Origin of the sequence: Microbacterium sp. 2MCAF23 (genome assembly GCF_052115565.1) — a bacterium.
In the GTDB taxonomy this organism is placed as follows: domain Bacteria; phylum Actinomycetota; class Actinomycetes; order Actinomycetales; family Microbacteriaceae; genus Microbacterium.
The window spans coordinates 118,930-132,861 of sequence record NZ_JBFRGY010000007.1 but is presented as its reverse complement, the minus strand read 5'-3'; the positions used below and the strand labels follow the sequence as shown (position 1 = coordinate 132,861).

11 protein-coding genes are annotated in these 13,932 nt (G+C 71.3%); 5 read left to right on the top strand and 6 right to left on the bottom strand.

What is annotated here, in order from left to right; translation table 11 throughout:
* Nucleotides 1–6 precede the first annotated feature (6 nt).
* The gene (locus AB4078_RS09300) at nucleotides 7–570 is read left to right on the top strand and encodes an acyl-CoA thioesterase (protein ID WP_441976877.1); all 564 of its coding nucleotides are present in this window, start codon (nucleotides 7–9) and stop codon (nucleotides 568–570) included.
* A gap of 76 nt (nucleotides 571–646) precedes the next feature.
* Nucleotides 647–2,029, top strand: a complete 1,383-nt coding sequence (locus AB4078_RS09295) for a hypothetical protein (protein WP_441976876.1) — start codon at nucleotides 647–649, stop codon at nucleotides 2,027–2,029.
* 18 nt (nucleotides 2,030–2,047) lie between these two features.
* Here AB4078_RS09295 and AB4078_RS09290 read toward each other — a convergent pair whose 3' ends face one another.
* From AB4078_RS09290 to AB4078_RS09280, 3 genes are read right to left on the bottom strand one after another with little or no spacing between them, the layout of a single operon-like run.
* Nucleotides 2,048–2,614 carry a hypothetical protein gene (locus AB4078_RS09290; protein ID WP_441976875.1) on the bottom strand — a complete coding sequence of 189 codons (567 nt, stop codon included), beginning with the start codon at nucleotides 2,612–2,614 and terminating at the stop codon, nucleotides 2,048–2,050.
* A complete protein-coding gene (locus tag AB4078_RS09285; protein ID WP_441976874.1) occupies nucleotides 2,611–3,228 on the bottom strand; it encodes a hypothetical protein in 618 nt (205 codons plus the stop codon). The genes AB4078_RS09290 and AB4078_RS09285 overlap by 4 nt, the downstream gene beginning before the upstream one ends.
* Nucleotides 3,225–3,914: a hypothetical protein gene (locus AB4078_RS09280; RefSeq protein ID WP_441976873.1), complete on the bottom strand. Its 690-nt coding sequence runs from the start codon at nucleotides 3,912–3,914 to the stop codon at nucleotides 3,225–3,227. The genes AB4078_RS09285 and AB4078_RS09280 overlap by 4 nt, the downstream gene beginning before the upstream one ends.
* 121 nt (nucleotides 3,915–4,035) lie before the next feature.
* Here AB4078_RS09280 and AB4078_RS09275 point away from each other — a divergent pair, with 121 nt between their 5' ends.
* The 3 genes from AB4078_RS09275 to rocD all read left to right on the top strand — a co-directional run bounded on the left by AB4078_RS09275 (nucleotide 4,036) and on the right by rocD (nucleotide 10,228).
* Entirely contained in the window at nucleotides 4,036–7,953 is a 3,918-nt protein-coding gene (locus AB4078_RS09275; RefSeq protein ID WP_441976872.1) for a proline dehydrogenase family protein, read from the top strand.
* Nucleotides 7,954–8,114: 161 nt separating this feature from the next.
* Nucleotides 8,115–8,987 (top strand): dimethylargininase, encoded by an 873-nt coding sequence (gene ddaH / locus AB4078_RS09270; RefSeq protein WP_440734206.1) that lies wholly within the window; start codon nucleotides 8,115–8,117, stop codon nucleotides 8,985–8,987.
* A complete protein-coding gene (gene rocD, locus AB4078_RS09265; protein ID WP_441976871.1) occupies nucleotides 8,987–10,228 on the top strand; it encodes an ornithine--oxo-acid transaminase in 1,242 nt (413 codons plus the stop codon). Before ddaH ends, rocD begins: the two co-directional genes overlap by 1 nt.
* Nucleotides 10,229–10,454: 226 nt before the next feature.
* Here rocD and AB4078_RS09260 read toward each other — a convergent pair whose 3' ends face one another.
* The 3 genes from AB4078_RS09260 to AB4078_RS09250 form a co-directional block, all read right to left on the bottom strand.
* On the bottom strand, nucleotides 10,455–11,033 hold the full coding sequence (locus tag AB4078_RS09260; protein ID WP_441976870.1) for a GbsR/MarR family transcriptional regulator: 579 nt from the start codon (nucleotides 11,031–11,033) through the stop codon (nucleotides 10,455–10,457).
* Nucleotides 11,034–11,176: 143 nt separating this feature from the next.
* On the bottom strand, nucleotides 11,177–12,787 hold the full coding sequence (locus AB4078_RS09255; RefSeq protein ID WP_441976869.1) for an ABC transporter permease: 1,611 nt from the start codon (nucleotides 12,785–12,787) through the stop codon (nucleotides 11,177–11,179).
* Entirely contained in the window at nucleotides 12,787–13,773 is a 987-nt protein-coding gene (locus AB4078_RS09250; RefSeq protein ID WP_441976868.1) for an ABC transporter ATP-binding protein, read from the bottom strand. The genes AB4078_RS09255 and AB4078_RS09250 overlap by 1 nt, the downstream gene beginning before the upstream one ends.
* Nucleotides 13,774–13,932 lie beyond the last annotated feature (159 nt).

The following is a 13,932-nucleotide window of genomic DNA, read 5'->3' as shown; positions in this document are numbered from 1 at the left end:
CCCGGTGTGAACGTGATCTGGCGCACCCTGCTCATCATCCTCTCCGCCCGCCGGCGCTCCCGTCGGGGACAGGCCCTGGCGGCGACGGCCGTCGGGCGGATCCGTCTCACCACGCTGCCGACGGATCTGGACATCCTGCGGCACATGAACAACGGCCGGTATCTGTCGCTGTTCGACCTCGGCCGGTGGGACCTGCTGATCCGCACGGGTCTGTTCGACGCCATGAAGGAGCGCGGCTGGTACGCCGTGGTCTCGAGCGAGACGATCACCTTCCGCAAGTCGCTCGAACTGTGGCAGCGCTTCGACGTGGAGTCCCGGTTCATCGGACACGACGACAAGGCCCTGTTCATGGAGCACCGCGCGGTCGTCGACGGCGAGGTCTACGCCAAGGTGATCGTGCGCGCACGCATGCTGCGCCGCACCGGCGGAACGGTCTCGCACGAGGAGTTCTTCGGAGCCCTGGGCCGCCCGGAAGACGTGCCGGGCGTCGAGGACTGGATCCACGACTGGGCCGCAGCGTCCGCATTGCCTCCGACGAAGGCCCCGGCGCCGAGCGTCTGGGCGGACTGAGCGCTGCGACTCGAACCAGCGCACGAGGCCGGATCCTCCTCGCGAGGGCGGCGCGCTCGCACGCTAATCTGAGCGCGTGGGGGCGATACTTCGGACGACCGGCCGGGTGCTGTGGATGCGGTGGCCTGCGCTGCTGGCCTGGTATCTCGCGGGAATCCTCGTGCACTACGCGGTGAACGAGGTCGCCGGCGTCGTGGGCGCGTACACCTCGGTCGGCGGACTGCTGATCCTCCCGATCGCCGTGCTCGCGCGCCTCATCAGCCTGGTCGGGATGCTGCTCGTCATGCGCGACGGCCTGCGCGCGCTGCAGAGCGTCGCGCCGGTGCCCGAGACGGCCGCGGAACGGCGGCGCAGTTTCCTCACGGCTCTGCTGGCGAGCATCCTGCCCTTCTTCGCGGTGTACGCCGCGCAGGGCCTGCTGCGCGAGGACATCCAGGCCTACGGACTGCGCGCACTCGCGAAGAACACCGAGGAGATCGGGGCCACCCTCGGCACCGACCGCACCTTCGACCCGGGCGACAACGTGCTCGAGCTGTCGTTCAACGTCTGGACGGTGCTCGTCATCGTCGTGGCCTTCGCCGCGCGCTGGGCCTGGGGCCGCTGGGCGAACAGGCTCCCTCGGGTGCTGGCCCTGCTCGCCGTGTACTGCGAGGTCGTCTGGGTGTTCTTCTCCGTGCTGCTGCTGAAGGACATCACCGACGCCGTAACCGCCTGGATCGACACGCGTGCGGCCATGGCGTGGCTCGGAGAGGCGCGCGCGACGCTCGCAGGCTGGCTGCCTCCCCTCGTCTGGCTCGGGGACGGCGTCGGCTGGCTGATCGGCCAGGCGGGGCCGGTGCTCCTCGCGCCGCTGGCATGGCTCACGGTCGCCGGAGTCGTCTACGGGCAGGCGATCGTGGCGGAGAAGCTGCAGATCCAGCACAGGCTCATCACGCAGATGCATGAGCGCGTCGCGCGGGTGCCCAACCCGGTGATGCGGCGGCTGCGCGACCTCGGCGCCGAACTCGGTTCGCGCTTCCTCCCGATCTGGCGCGCGATCCTGCTGATGTGGCGCGCCGGGCCCCTCATCATCGCGTCGTATGCGCTGCTCCACACGGTCATCGTGGTGGCGCAATCGTGGCTGCGCTACGGGGTGAGCCGCTGGATCGGGCCGCACGACCTCGATCTCTTCTGGAACGTGTACTGGCCGGTGATCTTTCTCATCCCGCCGCTGATCATGGAGCCGATCCGCCTCGCCGTGGTGGCCGGCGCCTACGACACCACGTTCGGGATGCTGCGGCGCGCGCAGCAGGCGCGCACCGATGCGGCCGCGCCTACGACGGAGGACGAGGTCGACGCCGCGGCGATCACCGCCGCCGCGGGGGTGCTGCCCACGGCCGCTCCGCGCGAACCCGCGTCGTCGCGGACCACGGCGCTGCCGCCCGGCGCGCCGGTGCCACCGGCCGTGCCACCGGCCTGACCGGGGCCGCCACCGGACTCAGGGATCGATGCTGAAGCGCACGTACTTCGACTTCGCGGAGAGCGGCTCCACATCGACCCAGAACGGGCCCTCCACATCGTCCGGGACGACGTAGGGGAGGACCAGCTCGTAGCGCTCGGCCTTCTCGCCCTCGAGCGTCGGCACGCAGTCCTCGGGCTCGTCGTCGTTCCACAGCAGCCCGAGCTCGGTGCGCGCCGTCAGCCAGACCCGCCCCGTGCTCTTCTGGACCAGCGTGGGCGACCAGCATCCCGGACCCTTGTCGCCCGTGGGATCCACCGGAACGCCGACGAGGATGAGCTTCGCGTTCGGGGGCATGTCGAGTCCGGAGGTGTCGGCGACCTCCTTGAAGCGCACCGGACCCCAGGTCGCGCCCTGCAACTCCACGGTGCCAGAATTCCCGGGCTCCACGGCCCAGACCGGCTGGCCCGAGCCGGGGAACGCGTGATCCCATTTCCACCAGCCGATGCCGAGCACCGTCGCCGGCAGCAGCACCACCAGCACGCCGAGGCTGAGGAGGTTGCTGCGCCACCAACCCCGCCGGACGGGGGTCGCGTCGTCCGTCATCGCGCCCACCCCTCCGGGTCGAGGGTGACCTCGTTCTGCATCGCGACCTGATCGAGATCGACCACGACCTCGATCACGCCGTCGGCGTCCGTGTCGTAGTCCACCGCGAACTCCAGGGTCGCGGTGCCCTCCAGGGACCCAGGGGGCACCTCGAAGGCGATGCTCCCGTGCCGCGGGACGCCGGTGATCAGCACCATGTTCCGGGCGCTCTCGCCGCGCTCCGTGGCGGAGTACGTGCGGTCGCCGAGGTGCAGGTTCGAGGTGGCCAGCAGGGTTCCGAACTGGTCCACGACGGCGGCGGCATCGAAATCGACGACGAGCCACGTGCCATCTGCATGCCAGCGATCGCCGTCGGATACCGAGCGCGCTGCGCGGACGCGGGTGACCGTCACCGCCAGATTCCGGGTGGTGGCGCGCTCACCGACCGTCGTGGTGCTGACGAAGCTGTCGTAGGGAGCGTCGTCGGGTTTCTGCACCTGGGTGAGCCCCCATGCCGCGACGACCAGGACGACCGATAGCGCCCAGACCCCTGCGATGTGCCAGCGATTCCGCGCCGGCGGGGTGGGGGGAGACGGTGGGACCACGGGTGAGGCGGGGAGCGGTGGAGCGGTCACGGCGTCGCCTCCTCCTCGGCCGGTACCTGGTCCACCGGGACCGTCGCGTATGCGCCCGTGCGGATGTCGGCCCAGTAGTCGCCGCGCGTGAAGAGCTGGCCGACGTAGTGCGTCGAGTCCGGCAGCACGACGCGGATCTCGTCGCCGCGGGCGACCTCGGCCTCATCCACCACCCAGGCGACCCGCACGCGGGTGCTGACACCTGGCTGGAGGTAGGAGACATTGCTGCCATCGACGACCCGGTTGGCATTGAAGCCCTGAAGGCTGACGTCCTTCACAGCGACCCCCTTGAGCGTGTCCTTCTCGGAGGCGCTGCGGGGCTTGTCGAACGTGTTCGTGACGTCGAGGACGACGACCAGCGTGCGCTGCCCCTCTGCCGGGTAGAGGTTCGTGCCACGCACCTCGCCGCCGATCGCCGCGCTGACGACCGACATGTCGAGGTCGGATCCGACATAGTGCTGACCGACCTGCAGCTCCGGCGGCGGCGCCTTCGGCACCTCCGCGAGCCCGCCGAAGGCCGCCGTGGAGGCGAGCAGGACGGCACCGGCGCCGCTGATCAGCCAGCCCGTCGGCAGGCGGTCCGCCATCTTCCGCGCCCACGCTGTGGCACGGGCCTCCGACGCCGCGCGCGTCGCGGCGTCCGCGACGGCCGGCGGCGCGGCCTCCGCCTCGTCCTCTTCCCCCACGAGCACAGCATATAGAGAGGCGCGGAGGGCGTGCCGCCCTGCCGTGGACGGTGAGGAGCGCCATGCTGGAGGGGAGCACTCCGCGCCCATCCCGACGGCGCGGGGAGGGAAGGACGAACCGATGCCGCAGTGGCTGAACGCCGCGGACACCGAGCGTGCGCGCCGGGCCGTCGCCCTCGCCCAGCGCTGGATCGACGAGGCCGCCGCCTCGCACGCGGATCCGGCTGCCGAGCGGCTGGCCGGGGTGCTGCGGGATCCGAACGGGCTGCCGTTCACACTCGGCTTCGTGGATGACGTGATGCGCCCGGAGAGCCTGGGCGCGGCAGCCGCCGGGCTGAACAGGGTGGCTCCGCTCGTGCCCGGGTTCCTGCCCTGGTACCTGCGTGCGGCCGTCCGCGCGGGCGGCCTGGTGGCGCAGGGGCTTCCCGCGCCCACCGTGCCGATCGCCCGCACCGTGCTGCGCGAGATGGTCGGCCACCTCATCGCCGACGCCCGCCCGGCGAAGCTCACCCCGACCATCGCCAAGCTGCGGGCGACCGGTGCGCGCCTGAACCTGAACCTGCTCGGCGAGGCGGTGCTCGGAGAGGACGAGGCGCAGCGGCGCCTGGACGGGATCCACGAGCTCATCCGCCGTGACGACGTCGACTACGTGTCGGTGAAGGTCTCGGCGGTCGTGAGCCGCATCTCGATGTGGGCGTTCGACGAGGTCGTCGAACAGGTCGCCGAGCGGCTGCTGCCGCTGTACCTGACCGCGGCGGGCCCTTCGACAGGCTCAGGGACCGGCCCTTGGTCGAGCCCGAAGAGCCGTCAGACATTCATCAACCTCGACATGGAGGAGTACCGCGACCTCGACCTCACGATCGCCGTGTTCACCCGGATCCTGGAGGATCCGCGGCTGAAGGATCTGGAGGCGGGCATCGTGCTGCAGGCCTACCTGCCCGATGCGCTGCCGGCGCTGCGCGAGCTGACCGCGTGGGCGAAGGACCGGGTCGACCATGGCGGGGCGCCGATCAAGGTGCGCCTCGTGAAGGGCGCGAACCTCGCGATGGAGCGGGTCGAGGCGGCGCTGCACGGCTGGACGCCCGCGCCCTACGACACCAAGATCGATACTGACGCGAACTACCTGCGCTGCCTGGACGCGGCGCTCACTCCGGAGTCGGTGCGGGCGGTGCGCATCGGCGTCGCAGGGCACAACCTCTTCGACATCGCATACGCCTGGCTGCTCGCCGGCGACCGCGGGGTGCGACCGGACCCGTCCTCTCCCACTGTGGACGTTGAGCGAGGACGCCCGCAGGGCGACCGAGACGAAACGGGGTCACCTGCGGACAACGTTTCGTCTCGCTTCGCTCGCTCAACGACCGATGGCACCGGATCCGGCTCCGCCCCGATCGAGTTCGAGATGCTGCTCGGCATGGCGCAGGGGCAGGTCGAGGCGGTGAGTCGCGAGGTCGGGCATGTGCTGCTGTACGTGCCGGTCGTGAAGCCGCGCGAGTTCGACGTCGCGATCAGCTACCTCGTGCGGCGCCTCGAGGAGACCGCCTCCCCGGAGAACTTCCTGTCCGCGGCGTTCCGCCTGCATGAGGATCCGGATGCCCTGGACCGCGAGGTCAACCGGTTCGCGCTGTCGCTCGAGCGCTCCGCCGACCCTGCGCTGCCCGCGCGCCCGCGCCGCCGCCAGAACCGGCTCGCCCCGGTCCACGAGTCCGCCGCGCTCACCACGGATCCGGATGCGGAATCCGCCGCACTCACCCAGGCGGTGCTCGGCATCGCCGAGGCCGTGGACCCCGGCGACACCTTCGTCGAGACGGCCGTGTTCGCGGCGCGCGAGGACGAGTCCGCCGTCGCGGCAGGCGCTCCCGGCTTCCGCAACGCCGTCGACACCGACCCGGCGTTGCCGGCGAACCGGGAGTGGGTGCGCGAGATCCTCGCCCGCATCCCCGTCTCCACCGCCGGCGACGGACTCGTGCGGAGTGCGCGTGTGACCGAGGAGGCGGAGCTGGAGCGGATCCTGTCCCGGGTGCGCGCCGCGGCCGGCGCCTGGGGCGCGCGACCCGCGGCCGAGCGCGGCGAAGTGCTGCTGCGGGCCGCCGCGGTGCTCGAGTCGCGCCGTGCCGAGCTCATCGAGGTCGCGGCAGCAGAGACGGGCAAGGTGGTCTCCGAGGGTGACATCGAGGTCAGCGAGGCCGTCGACTTCGCGCGCTACTACGCGGCCAAGGCCCGCGAGCTCGACGCGATCCCCGGAGCCGCGTTCGTGCCGTCCCGGGTCACCGTGGTCGCTCCGCCCTGGAACTTCCCGCTCTCGATCCCCGCGGGCGGCGTGCTCGCCGCGCTCGCTGCGGGATCCGGCGTCGTGTTCAAGCCGGCTCCGCAGGCGCGGCGCTCGGCGGCGGTGATCGCCGCGGCGCTCTGGGATGCGGGGATCCCGCGCGACCTGCTCGCCTTCGTCGACATCTCCGAGGGCGAACTCGGCCGGCAACTCATCGCGCACGCCGACGTCGACCGGGTGATCCTCACCGGATCCTTCGAGACCGCCGCGCTGTTCCGCAGCTGGCGGCACGACCTGGCGTTGCACGCGGAGACGAGCGGGAAGAACGCGATCGTGATCGCCCCGTCGGCGGATCTGGATCTCGCCGTCGCCGACCTCGTGAAGAGCGCGTTCGCGCATGCCGGGCAGAAGTGCTCCGCCGCATCGCTGGCGATCCTGGTCGGCCCCGTGGGGCGGTCGAAGCGGTTCGCCCGCCAGCTGGTCGACGCGACCCGGTCCCTGCACGTCGCCTGGCCCGAGGATCCGCGCGCCGAGGTCGGGCCGGTCATCGAGCCGCCCCAGGGCAAGCTGCAGTGGGCGCTCACCGAGCTCGGTCCGGACGAGAAGTGGCTGCTGAAGCCGCGCGAGATCCCCGGATCCGAGGGGCGGCTGTGGACGCCCGGCATCCGCCTCGGCGTGCAGCCGGGGTCGCGCTTCCATCGCGAGGAGTTCTTCGGTCCCGTGCTCGGCGTCATGCACGCCCCGACGCTCGCGCGGGCGGTCGAGCTGCAGAACGCCGTGGACTACGGCCTCACGGCGGGACTGCACACGCAGGATCCGGATGACCTCGCGCTCTGGCTCGACCGCGTGCAGGCCGGCAACCTGTACGTGAACCGCGGCATCACCGGCGCCATCGTGCAGCGCCAGCCCTTCGGCGGCTGGAAGCGCTCCTCGGTCGGCACCGGCGCGAAGGCGGGCGGGCCGAACCACCTGATCGGGCTGGGATCCTGGCGCGACACCGGCGGGGCCGGATCCACGACCCTGCACCTGCGCGGACTGGACTCGCGCATCACCGCGCTCATCGAGGCGGCCCAGCCGTCGCTGGACTACACCGCGTTCGAATGGCTGCGTCGTGCCGCGCTGGCGGACGCGCTGGCGTGGGACCGCGAGTTCGGGCGGGTGCGCGACGTCTCGCGCCTCGGCGTGGAGCGCAATCTGTTCCGTTACCGCTCGGTGCCAGTCGCCGTGCGCGCCACCGGAGAGGCGCCTCTGCGCGCGCTGTTGCGCGTCGCGATCGCGGCGATCCGCGGCGGGGGAGCGTTCACGCTCTCCTCGCCCATCGGCCTGCCCGCCGCGGTGCGCCGCGTGCTGGGCGAAGCCGGCGTCACCGTGTTCGTGGAGAGCGACGCGGAGTGGATCCAGCGGTTCACGGGACCTGCAGCGACGGCGGACGGACCCGTTCCGTTCGGATCCAGTCTGCTCGCGTCGCAGCACCTGCCGGAAGGCCGGGCGGAGAGCGGCGGACATCGCGACGGGAGCGAGAGGGGGGCCGTTGTCGAGGGCGCCCCGCAGCGGCCGAACCGCGTGCGGATCGTGGGAGCGGCGGATGACGTGGCTGCCCTGCACTCTGCGCTCGCCGCGGCGGTGCAGGGGGATCCGGATCTGGCGATCTTCGCCGGCGAGGTGACCACGGCCGGCCGTATCGAGCTGCTGCCCTTCCTGCACGAGCAGGCCATCGCGATCACCGCGCACCGCTACGGCAACCCCGACGACTGGAGCGCGGCGGTGATCTGAGCCGGAGCCGCGGCGTGACGGACACGTCCAGGCTCGGATGAGACAATGGTCGACGGCGTGCCCGTGTCGCACCTTCTCCGCACATCCGCGATGTACCGGATCGAAGGACCGCCGGGCCTCAGGACAGCGTCCGCCGCGACCGAAGATTCGCAAGGAGCCTCATGTCGACGCCTGAGACCGCCACCGTCACGCCGGCCCGTACCGCGCACCACCGCCGGTACCTGATGTGCAAGCCCGAGCACTTCACGGTGAACTACAGCATCAACCCGTGGATGGAGCCGGCGAACCCCACCGACACGGCCAAGGCCGTCGCGCAGTGGCAGAAGCTGTACGACCTGTACCTCGAGCTGGGCCATGAGGTCGAGCTCATCGAGCCGCTCGCCGGCTACCCCGACATGGTCTACACCGCCAACGGCGGCTTCGTCATCGGCGGCCGCGCCTACGTGCCCTCGTTCTACTACGAGCAGCGCCAGGGCGAGTCCCCGGCGTTCGCTGACTGGTTCCGCACCCACGGCTTCGACACCGTCATGCCGAAGGAGATCAACGAGGGTGAGGGCGACTTCCTGCTCGCGGGTGACGTGATCCTCGCCGGCACGGGCTTCCGCTCCGCCGGTGACAGCCACCGCGAGGTGAGCGAGGTCTTCGGTCGCGAGGTCGTGACCCTGACCCTCGTCGACCCGCGCTTCTACCACCTCGACACGGCGCTGACCGTGCTCGACCCCGTGATCGGCGAGGAGAACGGTGGGCCCGAGGCCGCCAACATCGCCTACCTGCCGCACGCCTTCGACGACGCCTCGCAGCGGATCCTCGCCGAGCGCTTCCCCGACGCGATCCTGGTCTCGGACGAGGACGGCGCCGTGTTCGGCCTCAACTCGGCGAGCGACGGCTACAACGTGATCATCTCGCCGCGTGCCACGGGCTTCGAGAAGCAGCTGCGCGAGCGCGGCTACAACCCGCTCACGGTCGACCTCAGCGAGCTGCTGCTCGGCGGCGGCGGCATCAAGTGCTGCACCCTGGAACTGCGGGGCGCGTGATGACGCCCGAGCAGGTCAGGGAGTACGCAGAGCACGGGACGATCGGCGGGCAGGATCCCGATGCCGGCGCCGAGCCGCACGTGGCGCGCAACTACGCGCCGCTCGACGTCACGATCGCCCGCGCCGAGGGCGCCTGGGTGACCGATGTCGAGGGCAAGCGCTACCTCGACCTGCTCGCGGCGTACTCCGCCGTGAACTTCGGGCACCGTCACCCCGCACTCGTCTCCGCCCTCGAGGAGCAGCTGGGCCGCGTCGCACTCACCAGCCGCGCCTTCCGCAACGACCGGCTCGAGCCGTTCGCCGCCGCGCTCGCGCGACTGTGCGGCAAGGACCTGGTGCTGCCGATGAACACCGGCGCCGAGGCCGTCGAGACCGGCATCAAGGTCGCGCGCGCCTGGGGCTACCGCGTCAAGGGCGTGCGCCCGGATGCGGCGCGCATCGTCGTCGCGCACGGCAACTTCCACGGCCGCACGACGACCATCGTCGGCTTCAGCGACGACGAGTCGGCGCGCGACGGGTTCGGTCCGTTCACGCCCGGCTTCGATGCGGTGCCGTACGCCGACGCGGAGGCGATCGCCGCCGCCATCACCGACGACACCGTCGCCGTGCTCATCGAGCCGATCCAGGGCGAGGGCGGCGTGGTCATCCCGCCCGAGGGCTACCTGAGCCGCGTGCGCGAGATCTGCACCGAGCGGAACGTGCTGTTCATCGCCGACGAGATCCAGTCCGGCCTCGGTCGTGTCGGCGAGACCTTCGCGTGCGACCGCGAGGGCGTCGTGCCCGACCTGTACCTGCTCGGCAAGGCCCTCGGCGGCGGGATCCTCCCCGTCTCCGCGGTCGTCGGCAACGAGGACGTGCTGGGCGTCATCCGCCCGGGCGAGCACGGATCCACCTTCGGCGGCAATCCGCTCGCCGCGGCCGTCGGACTGCGCGCGGTCGAGATGCTCGAGTCGGGGGAGTTCCAGGAGCGCGCCCGCGCGCTCGGGCAGCACCTGCGCGAAGGGCTCGAGACGCTCCTCGGCCACGGGGTCACGGAGGTGCGCGTCGCGGGTCTCTGGGCCGGCGTCGACATCGATCCGGCCCGCGGCACAGGCCGCGAGATCGCGGAGAAGCTGCTGGACCGGGGGGTGCTCGTGAAGGACACCCACGGTCAGACCATCCGCATCGCCCCGCCCATCGTGGTGCGCGCGACCGAGCTGGACTGGGCGCTCGAGCAGCTCCGGGTTGTGCTCGGGAGCTGAGGCGATAGTCCTCACCCGGGGTCGTTGAGCGACGACGCCGAAGGCGACGGAGACGAAACGCGGTGCCCTTGCGGGTGACCGCGTTTCGTCTCGCTCGGTCTTCGGCCGTGCTCGCTCAACGACCTCGGAAGGGGCGGCTTCGTCGGGGGCCCTGGGAAGGGTCGGCTTCGTCGAGGGGCGTGGGAAGGGGTGGCTCGGTCGAGGGCCTGCAGCGCGCCGCGCGGGTTCACCCGTCGCGGAGGGCGTTGCGATGCTCCTCCCATTCGGCGACGAGCTGCGACATGCGGCTCGACATGAAGCGGAAGAACTCCGCCATCTCCGCCGCCCGGGCGACGGCCGCAGCATCATCGTGGTTGGCGTCGCCGATGGCGTCGATGTGGGTCGCGAGACGCTCGTAGATCGGTCCGTTGTTGCTGAGCAGGCTGTACCAGGTGTCGGGGACGATCACGTAGTGATCCCGGCGCTGGTCGGGGCGGGAGATCCGGCGGATCACCTGCAGCGTCTGCAGGTAGCGCACCGCGTTCGACACGGCGGCCGCGCTCACGCCCAGGCGCTCGCCGAGCCCGGCCGCCGTGTAGCCCTCGGCCGGCGCCGCGATCAGCGCCATGAGCACGCGCCCGGGCATCCGCGGGAAGCCGACGGAGGCGATCATGGCGGCGGCCGACTCCGCCGCGTCGATCGCGCGGTGATCGTCGGCCGTGCGGCTGCCGCCCGCGCGAGCCGCGTGCGAACCGTCCTGCGCGGACATGGCGCCCGCATCCACGCCGTCCTGTGCCCCCGGTGCCGGATCCTTCTGCTCGGTCATCGCTCTCCCTCCCTCTCCATCATGGCCGTCCGCGGCGCCGACGTTTCCGCGAGAAACCAGATCCTGCGTGAGACATCATCTCTGCCGTGGTGTGTCATGTCGGATGTGGTTTCTCGTGGAAGCCGGCGCGAGACGGATCCGTCTCAGCCCGCCACCTGCAGTTCGCGACGGCGCATGAGCGCCAGCGCCGCCGCCGCGCCCGCAGCGACCACGAGCACCAGCCACCAGGTGCCGCGGAGATCCGTGGTGCCGTTCGAGACGATGGGGGCGACCGAGAACGGCGAGAACCGCGTGGTCCACTCCGGCAGCCCGAACAGCGGACCGAACAGGCCGAACAGCGTCGCCAGGAGCAGGAGCGCCCAGGCGGCGGCGATCGTGCCGCGGGGCACCAGCACGAACACGAGCCCGGTCAGCACGATGAACACGCAGGCGGCGAGGCCCTGACCGAGCCCGACCACGGTGACCACCTGCATCAGCGAGGACGCGTGCTCGTTGCCGGCGAGCCCGGCGTACCCCGCGAGGATCGCCGCCGCGACGATGATCGCGATCGCGAACATCGCCACCAGCAGGTAGTCGCACAGCCAGCGCACGCGCCCGACCGGCTGCGCGAGCACGTTCTCGGCCGTGCCGTGCGCCTCCTCCTGCCTGGCTCGCGCGACGATCTGCACGGCGGCGCATGCGGCGAGGATCCCCATCATGGTGAAGAACACCGAGACGACGGTCTCCTCGAGATCGCCCGCCTTGCCGATCTTGTCGAGGACCTGCTGCACCGCGGGATTCTGGCCCGAGATCTGCCCGGCCAGCCCCGACAGCTTGGTCGCGAGCACCCCGGTGAGCGCGCCGCCGATGGCCCAGCCGACGATGGCGCCGTTGGTCAGTCGCCACACGAGTGCATGCGGCGTCGACAGGGCGGGCCTGGCGTGCACCAGACCGGGCCGGGCCGGCACGAAGCCCTCCCCGATGTCGCGCACCGACTGCAGCGATACGGCGACGATCGCCAGGACCAGTCCGAACGCGAGTCCGAGCAGGACGGGCCAGCCGTCGTTCGTGTCGTACGGGCGCGCCTGCTCGGCCCAGCCGAACGGCGAGGCCCAGACGAGACCGGAACTCGTGATCCGGGTGAGGTCGTCGCTGGGGGTGCCTGCGACGTTGCCGATCCCGTTCACGAGGAACGTGCCGACCAGGATCCACACGGTGAGCGCGTTGGCTCCGCGCGACGTGCGCATGAGCTGGGCGGCCAGAAGTCCGATGCCGAGGAAGGCGATGCCCGTGGCCCCGGAGGTCGCGCCCATGAGCCAGGATCCGGCCGCGTCGAGTCGGGATCCCATCAGCGTCACCGCCACCAGCACGCCGAGCACGATGTTCGCGCTTGCGCCGTGGATGATCGTGGCGATGGTCGGCAGAGCGCGCCCCACGGGGGTGGCGGCGACGAGCTCGGTGCGGCCCGACTCCTCGTCACCGCGGGTGTGGCGGACGGCGAGGAAGGTGCTCATCAGCGCGGCGAGCATCGTCAGCCACGGCAGCACCTCGAACGAGAGGAACTGTCCCTCCGAGGCACCGGACGGCAGGCCGCGGAACATCATGATGACGGGATTCGCCATGACCGCGGCGAGCACTTCGACCCGGTCGGCGTGGGTGGCGTAGGACTGGGTCACTCCCGAATAGCCCGCGGCGGTCATCAGGACCGTGGCGAGGATCCAGAGGAGCACCTGCAGCCAGTCGCGGCGCAGGCGCTGCCGGAGCAGGGCGCCCATCATGACTCCTTCATGGCGGCGCGACGCGCGGCGCGAGTGTCGGTCCCGGAGCCTGTCGAGGGGACCTCTTCGGCGGCGCGCAGTGCGGCGAGGTCGTCGCCGTAGTGGCGCAGGAACAGCTCCTCCAGGGAGGGCGGCTCGATGCGCAGGCCCGCAACGCTGCGCTGGGCGAGCGCGGGCAGCACCGACGGGACCGCGTCGCTGTCGACGGTGAACCGGACCCGGCCGTCGTCGAAGGTGCCGTCGTGCGCGCCGGGGATGCCGGCGAGGGCCGTGTCATCCGCTGCCTCGAACGAGACCTCGGTGCGGGTGAGGTGGCGCAGCTCCGAGAGCGTGCCCGATTCCACGATCCGTCCGGCGCGGATGATGCTGACACGGTCGCAGAGCAGCTCGACCTCCGACAGGATGTGGCTGGACAGCAGCACGGTCGCCCCGCGGCTGCGGATCCGCTGCACCTCGTTGCGGAAGACGACCTCCATCAGCGGATCCAGCCCGCTGGTCGGCTCGTCGAGGATGTACAGGTCGGCGGGGACCGCGAAGGCGGCGATGAGGGCGACCTTCTGCCTGTTGCCCTTCGAGTAGGCGCGGCCCTTCTTGCGCGGGTCGAACTGGAACGCCGTCATCAGGCGCTCCCGCTCCGCGCGGTAGGCGGCGTCCTTGGTCGCAGCTCCCCGCAGGCGCGCGAGGAAGTCGATCGCTTCGCCGCCGGAGAGATTCGGCCACACGCTGACGTCGCCGGGCACGTAGGCGACGCGGCGGTGGATGCTCACCGCCGATGTCCAGGGGTCCTCGCCGAAGACCGTGGCGAATCCGCCGGTCTTTCGGGCGAGGCCCAGCAGGATCCGGATCGTGGTGGACTTGCCGGCCCCGTTCGGGCCGAGGAAGCCGTGCACCTGGCCCTCGTCGACGCTGAGGTCCAGTCCGTCGAGCGCGTGCACGCGGCCGTAGTGCTTGGTGAGGCCGTCGGTGCGGATGATCGTGTTCATGGCGGTGATGCTACGCCGATTTCACAAATTCGTGAAGCAAGTGAAGCGCATCGATTCCGTGAGGATCCCGGGCCGGCTTGCTGGTCGCTAGTCATTGCTCGCTACTCATTGCTCGCTGGTCGCGAATTGCGCCCTTGTCGTCCCGGAAGCCGCATTCTG

Bases quoted from the DNA above. Each gene is read 5' to 3' on its own strand.
- AB4078_RS09290 (WP_441976875.1), bottom strand. From the start codon at position 2,614: ATGACGGACGACGCGACCCCCGTCCGGCGGGGTTGGTGGCGCAGCAAC.
- AB4078_RS09275 (WP_441976872.1), top strand. From the start codon at position 4,036: ATGCCGCAGTGGCTGAACGCCGCGGACACCGAGCGTGCGCGCCGGGCC.
- ddaH (WP_440734206.1), top strand. From the start codon at position 8,115: ATGTCGACGCCTGAGACCGCCACCGTCACGCCGGCCCGTACCGCGCAC.
- rocD (WP_441976871.1), top strand. From the start codon at position 8,987: ATGACGCCCGAGCAGGTCAGGGAGTACGCAGAGCACGGGACGATCGGC.
- AB4078_RS09260 (WP_441976870.1), bottom strand. From the start codon at position 11,033: ATGACCGAGCAGAAGGATCCGGCACCGGGGGCACAGGACGGCGTGGAT.
- AB4078_RS09255 (WP_441976869.1), bottom strand. From the start codon at position 12,787: ATGGGCGCCCTGCTCCGGCAGCGCCTGCGCCGCGACTGGCTGCAGGTG.
- AB4078_RS09250 (WP_441976868.1), bottom strand. From the start codon at position 13,773: ATGAACACGATCATCCGCACCGACGGCCTCACCAAGCACTACGGCCGC.